The organism is Clostridioides sp. ZZV15-6383 (genome assembly GCF_020657735.1).
GTDB lineage: Bacteria > Bacillota > Clostridia > Peptostreptococcales > Peptostreptococcaceae > Clostridioides > Clostridioides difficile_D.
In genome coordinates this window covers 32,971-48,916 of sequence record NZ_JAGWCV010000007.1, presented here as the reverse complement: position 1 = coordinate 48,916, position 15,946 = coordinate 32,971, and the positions used below count along the sequence as shown (strand labels likewise).

Sequence of the window (15,946 nt, the reverse complement as noted above, 5' to 3'; positions counted from 1 at the left end):
GATTATTTAAAAGGAGAAATTATAATGAATGAAAAGCTGATTAAGATTTTAGAGGAAGCTAAGAAAGATGATAAATTTAGAAACGAACTTATAAAAACAAGAGAACAACGTGATGTTATGGATTCATTTTGTAAGGTTGTTACCTCTAGAAGTTATGATATAACAGTAGGGGAGCTTTTTTCTATAGGGGAAGAATATACCTCAAATCTATTGAAAAGTGTAAACGGAGGAGCAGCATATCCTATTGAAGATTGGAGTGATTGGTACGAGGATTTTTTTATAATGTTGTAGAATGTATTAGAGTAACTGATGATATTATCTATTTAAGATTAATGAATTGATATTAAAATAAAAATATTAGAGATAAGTGTAAATTTTATCAATCTTAGAAAATATTAATTTATTTCTAACTAAATATAAAAAATTAGGTTAAAAATAAGATGACAAAAATCGATATAGAGTAATGATTTATAAAAGTTGGATGAAATAGTGTGAGATATTTCTAAAAATTCAAAAAAGACAATAAATTTCAATGATTTGAGTGTTGAAAAATAATAATTAAAATTATAACTAGAAAAAAATTTAAATAAAAATTTTAAATGTCGATAAGACGTTAATTTTAAGACAAAATAACGCTATTGACAAACCCTATCGCTTTAAATTATAATTATTGAAAATAATGGTATTTAAAAATCATACTCATGTCATAGTCTAAAAGTAAGTCAAAAAAGGATGTAAATCTAAGTAAGTACTATTCTAAAATATGTTTTATTAAAAAATAAACGTTGAAAAATATTAATTATTATATAAAAATGCTGTTTATACTTTAACAATGGGGTAGTAATCTAATTAGAATAAAAAAATCTAATTGGTTATATACATAGTAAAAAGGTAAGAGAGGTGATTTGGATGGCTTTTGAAATAATAAAAAGCATTGTTGAGGCAGAGCAGACAGCAGACAGTATCAAAGTAAAAGCTGTTACTGATGCAGAGTCTATCAGAGCTGATGCTGTAAACAAATGTGAAAGCATATTTGCTGATGTAAAAAAACAAGCAAAGCTTATGGAAGAAACTCTTATTGAGAAGGCAGTCACCGACAGTAAAGCAGAGGTTGATAAAATCTTAGCTGATGCTAAAAGTGAATGTCTGAAAATTGAAAAAACTGCTAAAGAAAGAAAGAGTAAGGCGATTGAAGCGGTTATTGGAAAGGTAGTGAGATAATATGGCAATAGTTAATATGAACAAAATATCTATTGTTGGCTTAGAAGTTCAAAAAAGCCAGATTTTAAAGCTACTTATGAACCGTGGGTTTGTTCAGATTGATGATAGTGCCTTTCTTACTGAGGAGGAAGAATTAAAAAATTATCTTGTAAAAGATAGTGAAGAATCAGAAGTTATAATGCTAGAGCAGAAGAGGTCTCATGTAAATCAAGCGATTAATATCGTTTCTTCACTAGTGAAACAAAAGAAATCCATGTTTGCACCAAAAAGAGAGTTTAACAAAATTGATAATGAAAAAGAAGAACAAATTTATGCTGAAGCTTTAGAGTTAAACAATCTACATAAGGAGATAGGTACAATAAGGTCTAATATAAACTTACTTAACAACAATAAAAGTATGTTAGAGCCATGGATTAACTTTGACATTCCTCTTGAAAATATGGAAACTAAGTATACAAAAACTATACTTGGAACTGTACCTATAAGCGCAAATATTGATGCTTTAAGAGTAAAATTAGAGGATGAAGTACCAGAAAGTGTTCTTGGGATTATAAATTCCGATAAGTTAATGAACTATGTTTATTTAATTACTTTGAAAGAAACTTTTGATAATGTTTTAGAGGTTTTAAAAGAATTTAATTTTTCAGTAGTTTCATTACCAAATGAAGAAGGTACACCATCACAAGCTATCAAGAAATATAATGAAATGATAATTAGACAGGAAAACGTTTCTAAAACCAAGACAGAAGAAATTAAAAGTCATGGAGATAATATACACCTGCTTGAGAATCTATATGATTTTTACACTATAGAAAGAGACCAGAAAAAGATTATAGAGAGACTTGTCAAAACAAAAACAACATTCTGTCTTAACGGTTGGTTACCAAGCAAAAGGGCAGATGAGTTAATTAAAGAAATTACAGAAAAGTTTGATTGTTGTGTTCAGACAGAGGCAGGAAGTAAAGAAGAAGGCTTCCCAATTTTACTTGAAAACAATAAGCTTGTAACACCTTTTGAAAGTGTAACGAACATGTATAGTTGTCCTAGTACAAAGGATATTGACCCAAATACAATTATGACTTTCTTTTATATTGTATTCTTTGGAATGATGCTAAGTGACGCTGCATATGGGCTAATAATTGCACTAGTATGTGGATTTGTTGTATATAAAGCCAAGATGCAAAAAGGTGAAGGAAATTTAATTAAACTTATTGGCATGTGTGGAGTTTCAACTACTATATGGGGTCTTATATTCGGGGGTATTTTGGGGGATTTAATTCCTATAAAAGCATTAATCAATCCTTTAGAGGATGTTATGATACTTATGGGAATGTCGTTACTGTTCGGTATTATCCATATATATGTAGGTTTGGGAATAAAAGCATATACATTAATAAGGGATGGAAAGGTAATAGATGCAGTTTTTGACATAGGTTTTTGGTATTTATGTATAACAGGTGTATGTCTACTTATAATACCTTTTGTTGCAGGTGATATAGGTGTATTTTCTGAAGTAGGAAAATATTTAGCAATTATAGGTGCTATAGGTCTTGTACTTACTCAAGGAAGAAGTTTTAAAGGTGTTCCTGTTAAGCTTTTTAAAGGGTTTTCAAGTCTTTATGGTATAACAAGCTATTTTGCTGATATATTATCTTATACAAGAATTATGGCACTTTGTTTAACAACAGGAGTTATAGGGCAGGTTATCAATCTTTTAGGGGCTATAGCTGGTCCAATATTTGCAGTTGTAATTGGTGTTGTGGGACACACAATAAACCTTCTTATAAATGCACTAGGTGCATATGTTCATACAAGTAGATTACAGTATGTAGAATTTTTCAACAAGTTTTATGAAGGCGGAGGAGTTCCTTTTGTTCCGTTTAAGTATAAAACAAAATATACAAGCATTAATAAAAAGGAGATGTAAATATGGAATTTTTAAACGCATTAGGAAATGGTCAATTTTTGGCAATATCAGGAGCTGCTATAGCAGCATTATTTGCAGGTATGGGTTCTGCTAAAGGTACTTCAATCGCAGGTCAAGCAGCAGCAGGTGTTGTAACAGAAGACCCTAGTAAATTCGGTCAACTTCTAGTTTTACAACTTCTTCCTGGTACACAAGGTCTGTATGGATTTATCATAGCTTTCCTTATTTTATCAAAAGCAGGAATTATTGGTGGAGATGCAATACCAACATCAGCTCAAGGTTTACAACTTCTTATGGCAGGACTTCCAATTGGTTTAGTTGGTTTAGTATCAGGTATAGCACAAGGTAAAGCAGCAGCAGCAGGGGTTGGAATAGTTGCAAAAAGACCTGAAGAACTTGGTAAAGCTATAACATTTGCAGCAATAGTTGAAACATATGCTCTTTTAGGACTACTTGTTTCTTTCTTAGCTTACAATGGAATTGCAATTGGTTAATTATAGATTATAATTCATAAGTAAAAAAAATGAAAAGGAGGAAGCACTCCTATGGGTAATGAACAAAAAATGATTGACAGAATTATAGCTGATGCCAAACAAGAAGCACAAGAAATATTGGATAAAGCTAAAAGTGAGGCAGATTCAAAAATAAATTCAGCTAATGAAAAAGCTGAAAAGGAAATGGCTTCCTATACAAAGCTTGCAGAGGCAGAAGCAGAAAAAGCAGCTTCTAAGGAAATATCAGGAGCTTATATGGAGGCTAAAAAACAAATATTATCAAAAAAGCAAGAGCTTTTAGAAGAAGTAATTTTAGAAGCTAAAAATAAACTTCTAAATCTTAAAGATAATGAATATGAAGAGATTATACTAAATATGATTGAAAAATCAAATTGCACAGATGATTCAGAGATAGTCTTATCTAAAAAAGACAAGAAAACATTAAAAGATGTATTATTAAAAAAAGGTATTAAAGTGTCTAATGAGACTAGAGATATTACTGGAGGTTTCATAGTTAAAAAAGGTGACATTGAGTACAATTATTCATTTGAAGCCATAATTGCAGTAGAACATGAATATATTGAGCAAATTGCAGCAGAAATTTTGTTTAATTAAGGAGGGGTTAAAAAATGGCAGAAGAAAAAACTTATCCCTATGCCGTGGCACGAATAAGAGTGCTTGAAAAACAGCTTCTTAACAGACAAATGTTTATTCAAATGGCAGAAGCCAAAAGCCCTGAAGACTCTTTAAGAATTATAGCTGAGGCAGGTTATGTTGATACATCAAATAATAATATACATAATTTTGAGAATATTTTGACTCAAGAATTGTCAAAGACATATGAAATTCTTAAAGGTCTAGCTCCTGAAGAAAAATTTGTTGATGTATTTCTTTATAAAAATGACTATCATAACTTAAAAGTGCTGATTAAAGAAGAAATTTCTGGTGTAGATGGTGAAAAATATTTAATTGATGGAGGTACAATTCCTCTTATTAAGCTTAGGGAATCTTTAGCAAATCGTAGCTTTAGTGATTTACCTAAGATAATGGCATCAGCTATATTAGAGGCATTTGATGTTTATAGCAAGACACAAAATGGTCAGATGGTTGATATTGTTTTAGATAGAGCAACTTTTTCTAGTATGAAAGAAACTGCTAAAGAAAGTCAAAACAAATTTGTAATGGATTATGTTATGAAAGTTTGTGATTTAACAAATCTAAAGAGTTTTATAAGAGTCAAAAATATGAAGAAAGATTTTGATATATTTATGAACGTGTTTGTTTCAGGTGGCTCACTTGATAAGGAAAAATTCTTAGAAGCTTTTTCTTCAGACACTCCAGCATCATGTTTTAAATCTACTTCTTACTCTGATGTCTGTAAAAATGGCATGGATAGTGGTTTTACTGTCTTTGAAAAACTTTGTGATGACTATCTGATGGAATATGTTAGGGAAGCAAAATTTAAACCTCTTACATTAGAGCCACTAATTGCATATTTATATGCTAAAGAATCAGAAATAAAAACAATTAGAATTATTTTGACTAGTAAGCTTAATAATATAGACGCAGATACTATAAAAGAAAGGCTAAGGGATGCTTATGTATAAGGTAGGAGTAGTTGGAGATAAAGATAGCATTATGGGATTTTTAGCTCTCGGAATAGATATCTTCCCAGCCTATGATAGTGACGAAATCAAAAAAAGTATACATAAGTTGGTTGAAGATGAATATGCGATAATTTATATTACAGAACAGGCATCATTGCTTGCAAAAGAATCAATAGCAAAATACAAAGACTACCAACTTCCTGCTATTATAGTTATTCCAGGTATTGGAGGAAGTATGGGATTGGGTATGAATGAAGTAAGAGAATCTAGTAAACGTGCCATAGGTGCAGATATATTATTTAAAGAATAGATGAAAGTTGAATAAAAGACAATCTCAAATTTTATTAGTGCTAAAGATATGTATTGATAAAATATAGGAGGGAATATTTAAATTTTGATAAAGTATATGATTGCAGGTGAGAGAATATGAAAACAGGCACAATTGTAAAGGTGTCAGGACCGCTTGTTGTAGCGGAGGGCATGAGAGATGCGAATATGTTTGACGTCGTAAGAGTTTCAGATAAACATCTTATAGGCGAGATTATAGAAATGCATGGAGATAAAGCTTCTATACAGGTTTATGAGGAAACTTCTGGTCTAGGTCCAGGGGAGGAAGTAGTTTCTCTTGGAATGCCTATGAGTGTTGAACTTGGACCAGGTCTTATTTCAACTATTTATGATGGTATTCAACGTCCACTTGAAAAAATGTATGAGATTTCAGGTACTAATATAACTAAAGGTGTTGAAGTATCTTCACTTGATAGAACAATTAAGTGGGAATTTAAACCTAAAAAATCTGTTGGTGATAAAGTTGTAGCAGGAGATATAATTGGTGGAGTTCAAGAAACAGCTGTAGTGGAATGTAAAATTATGGTTCCTTATGGAGTTAAAGGTACTATAAAAGAAATCTATTCTGGTGAATTTACTGTCGAAGATACAGTTTGTGTTATTACAGATGAAAAAGGTAATGATATACCTGTGACTATGATGCAAAAATGGCCAGTTAGAAAAGAAAGACCATATAAAGAAAAGAAAACACCAGATTCACTTCTTGTTACAGGTCAAAGAGTTATAGATACATTTTTCCCAATTACAAAAGGTGGGGTAGCAGCTATACCGGGACCTTTTGGAAGTGGAAAAACTGTTACACAGCATCAGCTTGCTAAATGGGCAGATGCAGATATAGTTGTGTATATAGGGTGTGGCGAGCGTGGAAATGAAATGACGGATGTTCTTCTTGAATTCCCAGAATTAAAAGACCCAAGAACAGGCGAGTCACTTATGCAAAGAACTGTGCTTATAGCAAATACATCAGATATGCCAGTTGCTGCACGTGAAGCTTCTATATACACTGGTATTACAATAGCTGAATATTTTAGAGATATGGGATATAGTGTTGCACTTATGGCAGATTCTACATCAAGATGGGCTGAGGCTCTTAGAGAGATGAGTGGTCGTCTAGAGGAGATGCCTGGTGAAGAAGGTTATCCTGCATACTTAGGTTCACGTCTTGCTCAATTCTATGAAAGAGCAGGGAAGGTAAATTGTCTAGGTATGGATGGAAGAGAAGGGACACTTACAGCAATTGGTGCAGTTTCTCCTCCTGGTGGTGATACATCAGAACCTGTCAGCCAAGCAACGCTTCGTATAGTAAAAGTATTCTGGGGTCTTGATGCATCTTTAGCATATAAGCGTCATTTCCCAGCAATTAACTGGTTGACTAGTTATTCGTTATATCAGGAAAAGGTCGATGTATGGGCAGATAAAAATGTAAATGATAATTTCTCAGCTCAAAGAGCTCAAGCTATGAAACTTTTGCAAGTTGAATCTGAACTTCAAGAAATAGTTCAATTGGTTGGTGTTGATTCACTTTCAGATGGAGATAGATTGATATTAGAAGTTACTCGTTCTATAAGAGAAGACTTCCTTCATCAAAACTCTTTCCATGAAGTTGATACTTATACATCACTTCATAAGCAATATAGAATGATGGGACTTATATTAAAATTCTATAAGTCAGCACAAGATGCTATAAAGCAAAATGTTACTATAAACGATATTATCAAGCTTTCAGTTCTTGAAAAAATTGGTCGTGCTAAGTATGTAGAAGAAGACAATATAGATGCTGCTTACGATTCAATTGAAGATGAAATAGACAACGAGCTTGCAGACCTTATTAAAAAGAGGGGGGCTGAAGAACTATGATAAAGGAATATAAGTCAATACAAGAGGTAGCCGGTCCTCTTATGCTAATAAACGGCGTAGAAGGTGTAAAATTTGATGAACTTGGAGAGATTGAGCTTTCAAATGGAGAGATTCGTCGCTGTAAAGTTCTAGAGGTAAATGGAGATACTGCACTTGTTCAGCTTTTTGAAAGTTCAACAGGTATAAACCTTGCTGAAAGTAAAGTTCGTTTTTTAGGAAAGAGTCTTGACTTTGGAGTTTCACCAGATATATTAGGTCGTGTTTTTAGTGGAATGGGTAAACCTATTGATGGCGGTCCAGAAATTATACCAGATAAAAGACTTGATATAAATGGAGCTCCAATAAATCCAGCAGCACGTGACTATCCAGCCGAATTTATACAGACTGGTGTCTCTGCTATAGATGGGCTTAATACACTAGTTAGAGGGCAAAAACTTCCTATATTCTCAGGGTCTGGTTTACCACATGCCAATCTTGCAGTTCAGATTGCAAGACAAGCAAAAGTACGTGGAACTGATTCTAAATTTGCCGTTGTATTTGCTGCAGTTGGTATAACTTTTGAGGATGCTGAATTCTTTATAAGTGATTTTAAAGCAACTGGTGCAATCGACCGTTCTGTAGTATTTGTAAACCTTGCAAATGACCCAGCTGTAGAGCGTGTATCTACACCTAGAATGGCACTTACAGCAGCAGAATACCTTGCCTTTGAGCAAGATATGCATGTACTTGTTATCATAACAGATATTACAAACTATGCAGAGGCATTGCGTGAAGTTTCAGCAGCTAAAAAAGAAGTTCCAGGACGTCGTGGATATCCAGGATATCTTTATACTGACCTTGCTACGATGTATGAAAGAGCAGGAAAAATGAAAGGGCATGAAGGTTCTATAACTATGATTCCAATACTTACAATGCCTGAGGATGATAAGACACATCCAATTCCTGACCTTACAGGATACATTACAGAGGGACAAATTATACTTAGCCGTGAACTTTATAAAAAAGATATACAGCCTCCTATAGATGTTTTACCATCACTTTCTCGTCTAAAAGATAAGGGGATTGGTAAAGGGAAGACTCGTGAGGACCATGCAGACACAATGAACCAGCTTTTCGCAGCCTATTCAAGAGGTAAGGATGCAAAAGAGCTTATGGCTATACTTGGTGAATCTGCACTTTCTGAGATTGACTTAATGTATGCTAAGTTTGCAGATGAGTTTGAAAAAGAATATGTTTCACAGGGATTTAGAACTGATAGAACTATTGAGCAGACATTAGAAATTGGATGGAAGCTTCTTAGTATGTTACCAAAAAGTGAACTTAAACGTATTCGTGATGAATATTTTGAAAAATATATGCCTAAGGAGTGATATCTGTGGCTAGATTAAATATAAATCCAACACGTATGGAAATGACTAGACTTAAGAAACTCCTTAAAACTGCTACAAGAGGTCATAAGCTTCTTAAAGATAAACTTGATGAACTTATGAAACAATTCCTTGAGATTGTAAGGGAAAATAAGCGATTACGTGAAGAAGCAGAAAATGCTCTTGATGCTGCTTATAAAAATTTTATAATCGCAAGAGCAGTTATGAGTCAGGAGTATCTGGGGTCAGCACTTATGATGCCAAAGCAATCTGTTTCAGTAGATGTTTCTACGAGAAATATAATGAGTGTTGATGTTCCCGTGTTTGACTTTAAAACTGAAAACAATCAAAGTGATATTTATCCTTATGGTCTTGCTTTTACATCAGGAGAATTAGATTCTGCTATGGAAGCTTTCTCAGCTGCTATGCAACCACTTTTAAGACTTGCAGAAAGTGAAAAAAGTGCACAGCTTCTTGCTCAAGAGATAGAAAAGACACGTAGACGTGTTAATGCTCTTGAAAATGTAATGATACCAAATTACATTGAGACTATTAAGTATATAGCTATGAAGCTTGAAGAAAATGAAAGAGCAAGTACTACTAGACTTATGAAGGTTAAGGATATGGTGCTTAAAAAAGCACTTGAAGAAAAGAAAAAAAATGATTTGGTTGTATAATTAAATACTATAAAAAATAAGTCTAACATTCTAATTTATAGAGGCTAGACTTATTTTTTATGTTCAAATTAGAAATATAGATACTATAAAAATTAATATATTGTTTAAAAACACACTGTATTTAATTAAAAATAATATATTTAACAAAAACTTCTAAAAATTAACGAACTGTTAATTTACACTTAACTTTATATTAACAAATTAGGTGTATTATATAAACATAAGAAAAAACAACAAAAAACAAATGAAAAAAGATAAAAACACAATAAGGGGGAAGATATGAAAGAATTTATATTTACTTGTCTGTGTATTGTAGTGATTACATTTATGACAAGTTGCATATCAACAACACCACAAACTACTCAAGGAAAAGGAAATAATAAACTTACAATATATGCAGCACTAGAGGAAGAGCAAATAGCTTACTATATGGAAGGCTTTAGAGAAGAGCATCCAAATATAGATGTAGAAATAGTTATGGATTCTCATGGTGTAATAGCTTCAAAATTATTAGCAGAAAAATATAATCCACAAGCAGATGTTATATGGGGATTATCAGCAATGAACATGATAGAACTAAAAGAAGATGGAGCGCTTGAAGCATATAAGCCTAAAAATTATGATAAGGTAGATAAAAAATTCAAAGATATTGACAAAGATGTATCTTGGGTGGGTATGAGTATACCAGAAACAGCTATAGTAGTTAATTATAAGGAGCTTGAGAAATTGGGTATAGATATTCCAAAAAGTTATGAAGATTTAATAAAACCAGAATATAAAGGACTTATAACAATGCCAAATCCAGCATCATCTGGAACAGGATACCTTACAGTATCAGGACTTATTCAAATGATGGGTGAAAAAGATGCTTACAATTATATGGATAAATTACATAAAAATATAGCTACATATACACATTCAGGTTCAAAATCTGCGAAACTATCTGGTTCTGGAGAGTATCCAATAGGTATTACACTTGGGTATAGAGCTACACAACAATTGTCCAGTGGAGAACCTATAGAAGTTGTATTTCCAAAAGAAGGTTCAGGTTGGGACTTAGAGGCAAATGCCCTAGTTAAAAAAGATAATATAAAAAAAGAAGCAAAGTTATTTTTAGACTGGGCAATAAGCGATTCAGCTATAGATAGATATGCACACGAAGTAGCAGTTACTTCTATAAAGACAGATAATCCAGTTCCGAAAGGTTATTCTAAACAACCATTTGAACAGCTAATAAAAGAAGTTGATTTAAGCTCTGCTGCCAAAAACAGAAGTACAGTACTTAAAACTTGGGAATCAAAGTATGGTTCAAAATCTGAAAGTAAGTAAAGTTTAACTTAATAATTTAGATGAAATAATTTTAGAAGAAAGGGTAAAGTGTAGAATTTAAAATAAAAATATAACTATATAAGGGGAGATAAGATATGAGTTACTTAAAAATAAATAATGTGTTTAAAAATTATGACCAAAAAAGGGTTTTAAATAATATTAGTTTGGATATTGAAGAAGGGGAATTTCTATGTTTACTTGGGCCTAGTGGATGTGGTAAAACTACATTACTTAGGATAATAGCAGGTCTTGAAGATGTAAATAGTGGAGCTATAATTCTTCAGGATAAAGATATTACAAATTTAGAACCATCAAAGAGAGGTTTTGGAATAGTATTTCAATCATACGCATTATTTCCAAATATGACTGCATATAATAACATAGCTTTTCCACTTAAAGAGAGAAAAATTTCAAAAGAAAAAATAGATAGCAAAGTTAAGGAAGTGCTTGAAATAGTCGGCTTGACTAATGAAGCTCATAAATATCCCAAAGCATTATCGGGTGGACAACAACAGAGAGTTGCAATAGCAAGAGCATTAGCACTTGAACCAAAGTTTTTACTTTTAGATGAACCAATGTCTGCACTAGATGCAAAGGTTAGACACAAGCTTAGAATGGACATTAAAAAGTTACAAAAAGAACTTAATATAACAACAATAATGGTAACACATGACCAAGAAGAAGCTATAACTATGGCAGATAAAATTGCAATTTTAAATGGAGGAGATATAATGCAAATAGGAACTCCAGAAGAAATATACCAAAATCCTCAAAACTTATTTACAGCCCAATTTATAGGAGATACAAACTGTTTTGATAATGGAGATTCTATACTAACTGTAAGACCGGAATATGTTCAAATAGAGAAATCAACAAAAGAAAATTACCAAGGGATAATATCAAATATAGAGTTTAGAGGGAATTTATTAAGAGTTGAAATAAAGGATAAATTAAATGAAAATTTCATAATAAGTGATGTTTCTATAAAAGAGTGGGTTAATTTAAATTTAGTAGAAGGTGACCTTGTAAAGATAAGTATAGACGAAAAATACTATTTAAAGTACCCAAAAGTTAAAGGAGCATAAGTGTATGAATAATAATGCTATAAGTTCTAAAAGTATAAGTTTTAAATCAAAAATGAATTTGGACATAAAAAAATGTATGCTTACAGTATTAGTTATGTCTTTAGTAATGTTTTTATTGGTACCTATAATATATCTATTTGTACAGGCATTTTTAGATAAAGATGGAGTTTTTGTAGGATTACAGAACTTTCAAGAGTATTTGGCTTCTGAAGCTCTATTGAATTCTCTAAAAAATACAATATTTGTATCTATTATATCAACTGTAATATCGTTAACACTTGCATTAGTATATGCGTATGCATTAACTAGAACAAAGATTAAATTTAAAGGATTTTTTAAGTCATTAGCAATGTTTCCTATGTTTGCTCCAACAATGATGCATGCAATAGGTCTAGTATATTTATTTGGGAATCAAGGATTGGTGACTAATTTACTTGGAATACATGTTCCAATTTACGGAGAAGTGGGAATAATACTGGCACAAATTATATATGTATTCCCTCAATCATTTCAAATACTTTATATATCATTAAACTCAACTGATTATAGATTATATGAAGCTAGTAACACTATGGGAATAAGTAAGATAAGGGAATTTATAAGTATAACAATCCCAAGTATAAAATATTCTTTAATAAGTTCTGCATTCGTATCATTTACATTATGCTTTACAGATTTTGGAGCTCCAAAGGTAATTGGAGGAGAGTTTAATGTATTATCAATAGATGTATATAAACAAATTATAGGACAACAAAATATGCCAATGGGAGCAACTGTATCAATATTACTTTTAATACCTGCAATAATATCATTTATAGTAACTAAAAAAATTGAAAAAAATCAAAATTCGTACATAACTTCAAAGTCAATTCCATATAAAGTTAAATCTAATAAGTTAAGAGATGGGATTTTAGGAGGGATTGTAGGAGTTATTGCATTTGGTATAATAGCTGTAATGTTAACTGTAATCTTATCATCATTAATCTCAGTTTGGCCATATGATTTAAGACTTACACTTGAACACTTTTCTATGAAAAATAGTATTGATGGAATTAAACCATTTGTAAATTCAATAAAAATGTCACTATTGACAGCTATTCTAGGAACAAGCTTTGTTTTCTTATTTGCATATCTAAATGAAAAAACAGAAAAAGCTCCATATTTAAAATCATTTGGATATTTTCTAAGTACGTTACCTATGGCATTGCCAGGTTTAGTGTTAGGTATAGCTTATGTACTATTTTTTAATAAATTAGAGTTTAATTTTATGGATACAATATATATTAAGAATTTATTTAATGGATTATATGGAACATTACTTATAATGGTTATATGTAATATAGTTCACTTCTTTTCAGTAGCATTTATAACAGCTACTACTGCTATTAAGAAAGTAGATAAAGAGTTGGATATGGTAGCTAAATCAATGGGAATAAATAGTGTATCAATTCTTAAGAATGTAACTATACCACTTTGTTTGCCAGCAGTTTTAGAGAACTTTATGTACTTTTTCTTAAACTCTATGGTGACAATATCAGCACTAGTTTTTATATATACTGCAAGTTCAAAAGTAGCTGCAATATCAATTGTACAACTAGATGATAAGGGGAGTACTGCACAGGCAGCAGCATTAGCTGTATTAATACTACTTACAAATATATTGGTTAAAATAATACATGAATTTATAAAGAATCGTTTAGAAAAAAGAACAAACATTAATTAAAAAAATTATCCTAAAAAATTACAAGTTTAAAAAGTCTATTCTTATAATTTATTATTTACAGAATAGACTTTTTAAATTTATTATTAATATTAATAGCTTTTATTAATTTTCCTTTTAATATTATCTATAATACTGTTTATTTCTTTGTGAGATGAATTTTTCAGAATAATTATATATTCATCACCTCCAATACGATAAACTATATATTTTTTGTTTATTACAGATTGTATAATTTTACTTGCTTGTTTAATATATAAATCTCCTGTCTGATGACCAAATTTATCATTAATCTTTTTCAAACCATCTAAATCTATTGATATGATAGATATTAGATTCTTTAGATTTGAATTGAATTATTTATTTTCATAGCTTAAATGTTTTGTGAAAAGAGCCTCCCACAATCTCCCCATAATTAATATATATCTATAAATTTCACCATAATATATTTATATATTATCAAATTTATCTATAGATTACAATGTCTAAACACGCCTAAAGTATTCAAATATAGGTTTTTTAAAAATTATAGTATACTATTTATGAATATATAAAATTGTAGATAAATCATTTATATTTGCTATTTCTCAATGGAAGATACAGTATAAAATATTCTGATTAATTGCAATATGTATACTTAATTGAAGTTAAGTTAAGAGTTATAAATAGGTATTGATGAAATAGCTAGATTTATATTCATAAGTATTAATTTTATCAAAGATAGGCGAAATACTTTATCCTAAACGTAAGTATTGTTGAGATGCAATCTTGAGATATGATAATATAAATTGAAAGATAGTGAACTTAATCAAATAAAATGATTAATCTAGCTGTATAAGCAAATAAATTTTAAATTTTATAATATAAAAGAGGTGGAGAATGAAAGATAGACTTGATTTAACAGAAGGAAGAATTACAGAAAAATTACTTAAGCTATCACTTCCAATAATGGGGACTTCATTTATACAAATGGGGTACAACATGATAGATATGATATGGGTTGGTAAAGCTGGAAGTAAAGCAGTAGCTGCAGTTGGAACAGCTGGATTTTTCCCATGGCTTGCAATGGCATTTATTATGATTTCAAAAGTAGGTGGAGAGGTAAAAGTAGCACAAAGTATCGGAGAAAATAATATAAGCACTACTAAATAATATATGAAGTCAGCAATAGAAATAAATATTATGCTAGCAATAATATATACAATATCTTTAATAGTATTTAATAAGCAGTTGATAGGTTTTTTTAAATTAGGAGACTTAGAAGTTATAACCATGTCCAGACAGTATTTGATAATAGTAGCTCTAGGTATGGTATTTTATTTTATTAATCCAGTATTTACTGCAATTTTCAATGGACTTGGAAATAGTAAGACTCCTTTTCGCATTAATACAATAGGATTAGTAACTAATATTATACTTGACCCTATATTAATTTTTGGATGGGGATTTGCTCCAAAACTTGGTGTTGCAGGAGCTGCTATTGCAACTGTATTTGCTCAGATAGTAGTTACTACATGTTTTATATATATAGTACTTAAAAGTAAAGAAGATTATTTTAAATTAAGACTATTTAAAGAAATAGAGACTAAATATTATAAAGTGCTGTATAAATTAGGATTACCTGTAGCAATACAAAGTGGTATGTTTACAGTATTCTCAATGTTACTAGGAGTAATAGTAGCATCATGGGGACCTGTAGCTGTTGCAGTACAAAAAGTAGGCTCACAAATAGAGGCAATTTCCTGGATGACAGCTGAAGGACTATCAGTTGCATTAGGAAGTTTTGTTGGACAAAATTATGGTGCCAAGAAGTATTCTAGAATAAATAAAGGTTGTAAAATAGCTATAATTGTATCTTCTGTACTTGGAATAATAACTACTTTGGTATTAGTATTTGCAGGGGAGAGTATCTTTTCTATTTTTATAGATGAAAGCGAGGCAATAGAAAAGGGAGCAATTTATCTTAAAATATTAGGATATTCTCAATTTTTTATGTGCTTAGAAATAATAACAACAGGAGCTTTCAAAGGATTAGGTAGAACCTATATACCTTCTACTATAGTTACTATACTGACTGGTGCAAGAGTACCATTAGCTTACTTTATATCTAGACCAGAAATATTGGGTCTAAATGGTGTATGGTGGAGTATAACCTTATCAAGTATATTAAAAGGGATATTAATGATAAGTCTATTTATATCTTTATTAAAACTTGGAAAGTTGTATAAGATGTCTGAATAAAATTTAATTTATCTTAAATGTATAGACATTTTCTTTATTTGTATATAAAATTATCTTATTATGTAAAAGATTT

General features: G+C 30.8%; 14 protein-coding genes and 1 pseudogene. 14 read left to right on the top strand and 1 reads right to left on the bottom strand.

The features are described 5' to 3' along the window. Positions 1-24 precede the first annotated feature (24 nt). The 13 genes from KGF42_RS04540 to KGF42_RS04480 all read left to right on the top strand — a co-directional run bounded on the left by KGF42_RS04540 (position 25) and on the right by KGF42_RS04480 (position 13,635). The gene (locus KGF42_RS04540; protein ID WP_227821775.1) at positions 25-291 is read left to right on the top strand and encodes a hypothetical protein; all 267 of its coding nucleotides are present in this window, start codon (positions 25-27) and stop codon (positions 289-291) included. 618 nt (positions 292-909) lie between these two features. Beyond that, positions 910-1,221 (top strand): hypothetical protein, encoded by a 312-nt coding sequence (locus KGF42_RS04535; RefSeq protein WP_054274874.1) that lies wholly within the window; start codon positions 910-912, stop codon positions 1,219-1,221. 1 nt (position 1,222) lies between these two features. Continuing rightward, the gene (locus KGF42_RS04530) at positions 1,223-3,148 is read left to right on the top strand and encodes a V-type ATP synthase subunit I (protein WP_227825858.1); all 1,926 of its coding nucleotides are present in this window, start codon (positions 1,223-1,225) and stop codon (positions 3,146-3,148) included. Positions 3,149-3,150: 2 nt separating this feature from the next. Beyond that, a complete protein-coding gene (locus KGF42_RS04525) occupies positions 3,151-3,642 on the top strand; it encodes a V-type ATP synthase subunit K (RefSeq protein WP_003422657.1) in 492 nt (163 codons plus the stop codon). A 51-nt stretch (positions 3,643-3,693) separates the two neighbouring features. After that, complete coding sequence (locus KGF42_RS04520; protein WP_227821778.1) at positions 3,694-4,257, top strand: V-type ATP synthase subunit E; 564 nt, start codon at positions 3,694-3,696, stop codon at positions 4,255-4,257. Positions 4,258-4,271: 14 nt separating this feature from the next. Continuing rightward, positions 4,272-5,249 carry a V-type ATP synthase subunit C gene (locus KGF42_RS04515; protein WP_227821779.1) on the top strand — a complete coding sequence of 326 codons (978 nt, stop codon included), beginning with the start codon at positions 4,272-4,274 and terminating at the stop codon, positions 5,247-5,249. Next, positions 5,242-5,559, top strand: a complete 318-nt coding sequence (locus KGF42_RS04510) for a V-type ATP synthase subunit F (protein ID WP_009893746.1) — start codon at positions 5,242-5,244, stop codon at positions 5,557-5,559. Before KGF42_RS04515 ends, KGF42_RS04510 begins: the two co-directional genes overlap by 8 nt. 116 nt (positions 5,560-5,675) lie before the next feature. Continuing rightward, a complete protein-coding gene (locus tag KGF42_RS04505) occupies positions 5,676-7,454 on the top strand; it encodes a V-type ATP synthase subunit A (protein ID WP_107595666.1) in 1,779 nt (592 codons plus the stop codon). Then, positions 7,451-8,824: a V-type ATP synthase subunit B gene (locus tag KGF42_RS04500; RefSeq protein ID WP_107595665.1), complete on the top strand. Its 1,374-nt coding sequence runs from the start codon at positions 7,451-7,453 to the stop codon at positions 8,822-8,824. Before KGF42_RS04505 ends, KGF42_RS04500 begins: the two co-directional genes overlap by 4 nt. A gap of 5 nt (positions 8,825-8,829) precedes the next feature. Next, complete coding sequence (locus KGF42_RS04495; RefSeq protein WP_009906174.1) at positions 8,830-9,498, top strand: V-type ATP synthase subunit D; 669 nt, start codon at positions 8,830-8,832, stop codon at positions 9,496-9,498. Positions 9,499-9,777: 279 nt separating this feature from the next. After that, the gene (locus tag KGF42_RS04490; protein WP_227825857.1) at positions 9,778-10,827 is read left to right on the top strand and encodes a putative 2-aminoethylphosphonate ABC transporter substrate-binding protein; all 1,050 of its coding nucleotides are present in this window, start codon (positions 9,778-9,780) and stop codon (positions 10,825-10,827) included. Between the two features lie 95 nt (positions 10,828-10,922). Beyond that, positions 10,923-11,912: an ATP-binding cassette domain-containing protein gene (locus KGF42_RS04485; RefSeq protein WP_227821782.1), complete on the top strand. Its 990-nt coding sequence runs from the start codon at positions 10,923-10,925 to the stop codon at positions 11,910-11,912. A 4-nt stretch (positions 11,913-11,916) separates the two neighbouring features. Next, positions 11,917-13,635 carry a putative 2-aminoethylphosphonate ABC transporter permease subunit gene (locus KGF42_RS04480; protein ID WP_227825856.1) on the top strand — a complete coding sequence of 573 codons (1,719 nt, stop codon included), beginning with the start codon at positions 11,917-11,919 and terminating at the stop codon, positions 13,633-13,635. A gap of 89 nt (positions 13,636-13,724) precedes the next feature. Here KGF42_RS04480 and KGF42_RS04475 read toward each other — a convergent pair whose 3' ends face one another. Further along, positions 13,725-13,964 (bottom strand): GGDEF domain-containing protein, encoded by a 240-nt coding sequence (locus tag KGF42_RS04475; RefSeq protein ID WP_311315302.1) that lies wholly within the window; start codon positions 13,962-13,964, stop codon positions 13,725-13,727. Between the two features lie 547 nt (positions 13,965-14,511). On the opposite strand from KGF42_RS04475, the pseudogene KGF42_RS04470 reads away from it, so the two are divergent. Beyond that, a pseudogene (locus KGF42_RS04470) lies at positions 14,512-15,873 on the top strand (MATE family efflux transporter). The last annotated feature ends 73 nt before the right edge of the window (positions 15,874-15,946 follow it).